This window comes from Cellvibrio sp. (genome assembly GCF_053579595.1).
In genome coordinates this window covers 1-2,495 of sequence record NZ_JBRFPI010000514.1, presented here as the reverse complement: position 1 = coordinate 2,495, position 2,495 = coordinate 1, and the positions used below count along the sequence as shown (strand labels likewise).

General features: G+C 50.7%; 2 protein-coding genes. Both read left to right on the top strand.

The genetic code is table 11. The features are described from left to right. Positions 1-386: 386 nt before the first annotated feature. On the top strand, positions 387-1,448 hold the full coding sequence (locus tag ACWA6V_RS20550; protein ID WP_449524233.1) for a cellulose binding domain-containing protein: 1,062 nt from the start codon (positions 387-389) through the stop codon (positions 1,446-1,448). A 20-nt stretch (positions 1,449-1,468) separates the two neighbouring features. Further along, positions 1,469-2,495, top strand: a 1,027-nt coding sequence (locus ACWA6V_RS20545; RefSeq protein WP_449524232.1) for a cellulose binding domain-containing protein, incomplete at its 3' end; no start/stop codon positions are given.

Here is a 2,495-nt window from a genome sequence, read left to right as displayed (position 1 = left end):
ACCACATTGAATATTTTCTTTCTATCAAATAGTTTTTTTAAGAGAATACCAAGCGCTGACGTATTGCATAAATCACCCTATTTTCATCTATGCAATAAATTCGCATTTAAAAAATAACAATAAATTTGTCTGTCACCCACCCAATGACAGCGGCGCTATCTTAGATTGCCTCCACAGCGGTTTATCACACGTATCGATCTGTTAGTGACCTACATTGCTAACAAGCTGCGTGTTTATCCTATTTCATCGCAATGACATCCCTAAGAAATCATTCCTGTGGTTTCGTTCGATGTAAAAATGATAGCGCAATCATTGTGGTGTAAATAATAGGTCAGGCGTTACAACCGTGCCGAAGTGATTCGGCATTTACTTTCGAGGAAGAAACTATGAGCAGCTTCAACGCTTCTGCAATAACCCCTCGCATGGCAGGTGCTAAAAACCGCACCATCTATGCATTATGGGGTTTTTTAACACTATCCGTGTTATCCACCCAAGCTTATGCAGGTTGCCAATATATGGTAACCAATCAGTGGGGCAACGGGTTTTCCGCCACCATAAAAATAACCAACTCAGGTGCTAGCGCTATCAACGGCTGGGATATCAATTGGCGCTATAGTGGCGACAATCGTATCACCAGCAGTTACAACACCACCCTCACGGGCAGCAACACCTACAACGCCAAAAGCCTCAGTTGGAATAGCACCATCCAACCCAACCAGACAGTAGAGTTTGGTGTACAGGGGACAAAGGGAGCAGCAGCCGCTGAAGTACCTGTTATCAATGGCACCGCTTGTACGACACCAATGTCTTCCTCTGCAGCCTCATCATCGCGAGCAAGCAGCTCGGCAATTTCATCTTCGGTTGTTTCATCTTCGTCAATTGCTCCCAGCTCCAGCAGTAGCTCCAGCTCTTCAGCCGTTAACACGGCCACATGGAATCTGGATAGCAGCGCGTCTTACCTGAACTTTGTCACTACCAAAAACACCCACAATGTTGAAGTACACAACTTCACCCGCATTAGCGGCGCCATCAGTGCGACGGGTGTTGCTACTTTGGCGATCGACCTCAGCAGCGTAAATACCAATATTGCCCTGCGCGATGAACGCATGCGCGATCTGCTCTTCCAGATCACCAGCTTCCCAACCGCCACCGCCACACTCAATTTGCCCAGTGGATTGCTCACCAACCTTGCTGTGGGTGACACCAGTGAAATCCAGCTCACCGCGAACCTCGACCTGCATGGTGTGACCTCCCCTGTCACAACCAAAGTGTCGGTGCAGCGGCTGTCTGCCACCCGCATCCTCGTTCAAAACCTCTCGCCCATTGTGGTGAATGCGCCGGATTACGCGCTCGCTGCCGGCGTAGAGGCATTGCGCGCTGCAGTCGGTATCGCTTCGATTAGCTCGGCGGTACCCGTGGATTTCACCCTCGTCTATGACGCCCGTTAATCGGACTGGAGAAAATCGAGATGAAAAAATTATTGAAATTATCGATGCTTTCCCTGGGGCTGATAGCCTCCGGCAGCACATTCGCACAGGGTGCCTGTAGTGTGAATTACACCACTACCAATTCCTGGGGTAATGGTGGGCAGCAGGATTTGGTTATCACCAATACCAGCGCCGCCAAAACCAGTTGGCAGCTTTGTTGGACATTTAACGGCAACGAAGTAATTAACAACCTATGGAACGGCAGTTACACCACAAGTGGTAAAAACGTGTGTGTAAAAAATGCGGGATACAACGGCAACTTGCCAGCCAATGGTACGGTCGCTTTTGGCTTTACCCACACCAACGCCCCGGGCGCCAAACCCACCAGCTTCACTCTCAACGGTGTTGCCTGTGGCGGTACCGCCAGCAGCAGTGCACCTAGCAGCCTTCCAACCACAAGTAGCAGCCGGAGCACCAGCAGTGGCTTCACTACCAGTCGCAGTACCAGCAGCAGTAGCCTTCCCGCAAACGCCGCTCGCTGGTTGCTAAACGACAGCAAATCGGTGCTCAACTTTGTATCGGTCAAAAATACCGATGTCGCGGAAACATTCACCTTTGGCCAACTGCAAGGCACTGTTTCAAGCAGCGGCCAAGCAACCTTGACTATCCCGCTCGCCAGTATTTTGACCGGGGTAGCTATCCGCGATACACGCATGCAGAGCATGTTGTTTGAATCCAGCTACCTGCCCAATCTGCACGTCACTACTCAGTTGGATCTCGCCGCGCTCGATGCCATGGCCGCGGGCAGCACCAGCACCCTGAACCTCAGCGGCAGCTTGATCCTGCACGGTGTGATCAAACCCCTGACGTTTGATGCCCTGGTGATCAAGCATGCCAACAACAGCGTTAGCTTCTCTCCACGCAAGCCGATCGTGATCAACTCCACTGACTTCGATTTGAGTGCCGGTATTGAATTACTGCGCCTAACTGCAGGTGCAAGCAGCATCGGTGAGAAAGTCCCGGTCTACTTCAAGATGTTTTTGACCAAGCACAATCCCACCAACTTAC